At 55.8% G+C, this 2,227-nt stretch carries 4 protein-coding genes; 1 reads left to right on the top strand and 3 read right to left on the bottom strand.

The annotated features are described in order from the left end of the window. From AAC035_RS20815 to AAC035_RS20825, 3 genes are all read right to left on the bottom strand, one after another. The coding region (locus AAC035_RS20815; RefSeq protein WP_339807030.1) for a TCP-1/cpn60 chaperonin family protein at window positions 1–218 on the bottom strand (218 nt) is incomplete at its 3' end. An 89-nt stretch (window positions 219–307) separates the two neighbouring features. Continuing rightward, window positions 308–598, bottom strand: coding sequence for a co-chaperone GroES (groES, locus tag AAC035_RS20820; RefSeq protein WP_339807033.1), 291 nt, complete (start codon window positions 596–598; stop codon window positions 308–310). Window positions 599–758: 160 nt separating this feature from the next. Further along, the gene (locus tag AAC035_RS20825; protein WP_339807031.1) at window positions 759–1,274 is read right to left on the bottom strand and encodes an FxsA family protein; all 516 of its coding nucleotides are present in this window, start codon (window positions 1,272–1,274) and stop codon (window positions 759–761) included. Between the two features lie 115 nt (window positions 1,275–1,389). Between AAC035_RS20825 and AAC035_RS20830 the strand changes: the two genes are divergently transcribed. Continuing rightward, window positions 1,390–2,151 (top strand): SDR family oxidoreductase, encoded by a 762-nt coding sequence (locus AAC035_RS20830; protein ID WP_339807032.1) that lies wholly within the window; start codon window positions 1,390–1,392, stop codon window positions 2,149–2,151. The last annotated feature ends 76 nt before the right edge of the window (window positions 2,152–2,227 follow it).

Raw genomic sequence — 2,227 nt, forward strand, 5'->3', positions numbered from 1 at the left:
ATCTGGGCGCCGATGTTCTCGAACTTGTCTTCCAGTTCGATTTCCTTGGCCACAGAAACGCCGTCTTTGGTTACTGAAGGGGCACCGAAAGACTTTTCCAGAACCACGTTCCGGCCCTTGGGACCGAGGGTAACCTTGACCGCATCGGCCAGTATGTTGACACCTGCAACCATGCGCTTGCGTGCGCTATCACCAAACTTAACTTCTTTAGCAGCCATAGTTCTTTATTCCTGTTCGTGTTAACCAAATCGTTCGCCATTCACACCGAACAATCCGGTTGAATGCGTTGTTCCGGTTGCCGGAGCCTTCAGCCTTCCAGCACACCGTAGATGTCGTTTTCGCTCATGATGAGGAGTTCTTCACCATCAACCTTGACGGTATTGCCGGCGTACTGACCGAAAACTACGGTATCGCCAACTTTCACCGCCAATGCGCGGGTTTCGCCATTTTCGAGGATACGACCATTACCAACTGCGAGAATTTCGCCCTGTGAGGGCTTCTCTTTGGCATTGCCGGGCAGAACGATGCCACCAGCGGTTTTCTCTTCTTCTTCTTTACGGCGTACTACAACACGATCGTGTAGCGGACGAATTTTCATTGCTCTATCTCCAATGTCAGGTTGTCTTTGGCAATGACGTTGCGTTAAAAGCCGGGGCCTATAACCGTCTGTTTTGCAGCGGATTATTTGCCCGCAGCGAACTTGTGAGACCTTAATGGGGGTGGCCTTCAGGTTTTCAACACCTGCTGCTGAAAAATTTTCACTTTTTTTCGATGCGATCGTGGTCACGACCGGTTTCATCCCGGTAGTCACCCTCGATGATGTCTCCATCGGCATCTCGCCCGGTACGGCGGCCACCAGGGCCCTGCCCGCCAAACGGCCCGGATCCCCCGGCGCTGAAGAAAAACCCGGAACTCTGGCCCTGAACCACCATCCGTTTCATGGCCTGACTCACCAGCCAGTGTCGGGAGCCGGGAAGCAGGCACAGAAAGCCTACGGCATCGGTAATAAATCCCGGTGTCAGCAGCAGCGCCCCGCCAAATGCCAGAATAAGACCCTCCGCCATTTCCCGGGCCGGAATTTCACCGCTGTTTATGCGTTGATTGGCCCGGGTCAGCGTTGCCAGGCCCTGCTTCTTGAGCAGCGCCGCGCCGATAATGGCAGTCAGCAACACCAGGCCAATGGTATTGAGGGCCCCTATTGCCGAGCCGACTTCGATCAGAACCACCAGTTCGATGATCGGCAGCGCAATGAACAGAAAAAGAAAAACAGGCAACGGGTGCCTCCTGTCAGCAATTAGGTGATATTGACCGATGCCTTCGCGAACTCCGCATCAAAAAAATCCTCTGGTATACTCGCCGGTCCTTAAAACACTTAGATTAGGGCAAACCATGAAACTTCAAGATTCCGTGATCGCAATTACCGGCGGTGGCCAGGGCCTGGGTCGTTCCATGGCCGAGCATCTGGCCGCCCGGGGCGCCACTCTGGCACTGATCGATCTGATGCCGGAAAAGCTGGACGAAGCGGTCGCCGCCTGCAAGGCAGCCGGTGGCGATGCCAGAGGTTATGTCTGCAACGTGGCAAAAGAAGATGAAGTGGAGAAAACCTTTGCGGCCATCCAGGCGGATTTCGGCAAGCTTAACGGTCTGATCAACAACGCCGGCATTCTGCGCGACGGCATGCTGGTGAAAGCGAAAGACGGCAAGATCGAAAAACGCATGAGCCTGGCGGAATGGCAGGCCGTTATGGATGTCAACCTGACCGGTGTATTCCTCTGCGGTCGCGAAGCGGCAACCCGCATGATCGAAAACGGCGATCAGGGCGTTATCATCAACATCAGCTCCATCTCCCGGGCCGGCAACATGGGCCAGACCAATTACTCCGCCAGCAAGGCCGCCGTTGCCGCCATGGTGGTGACCTGGGCCAAGGAGCTGTCCCGTTACGGCATTCGCGCCATGGGTATTGCCCCGGGCTTCATCGCCACCGAGATGGTGGCCTCCATGAAGCCCGAGTCGCTGGAAAAAATGGCCTCAGGCATCCCCCTGAAGCGCATTGGTCAGCCGTCAGAAATCGGCCAGACTGCCGCCTTCATCTTTGAGAACGACTACCTGTCGGGCCGCATGATCGAAGTCGATGGCGCCATGCGCATCTAGTGTCCCGTCTGGTCAATTCTCTGACCTACTGAGCCATTGAGAGCCTTGAGAGCAAGGCGCGGTGGCGAAGGTTTGG

The organism is uncultured Marinobacter sp., assembly GCF_963974375.1.
GTDB lineage: Bacteria > Pseudomonadota > Gammaproteobacteria > Pseudomonadales > Oleiphilaceae > Marinobacter.

What these genes read in the sequence shown, in the direction of transcription:
- AAC035_RS20830 (WP_339807032.1), top strand. Translation starts at nt 1,390, where the DNA reads ATGAAACTTCAAGATTCCGTGATCGCAATTACCGGCGGTGGCCAGGGC.
- groES (WP_339807033.1), bottom strand. Translation starts at nt 598, where the DNA reads ATGAAAATTCGTCCGCTACACGATCGTGTTGTAGTACGCCGTAAAGAA.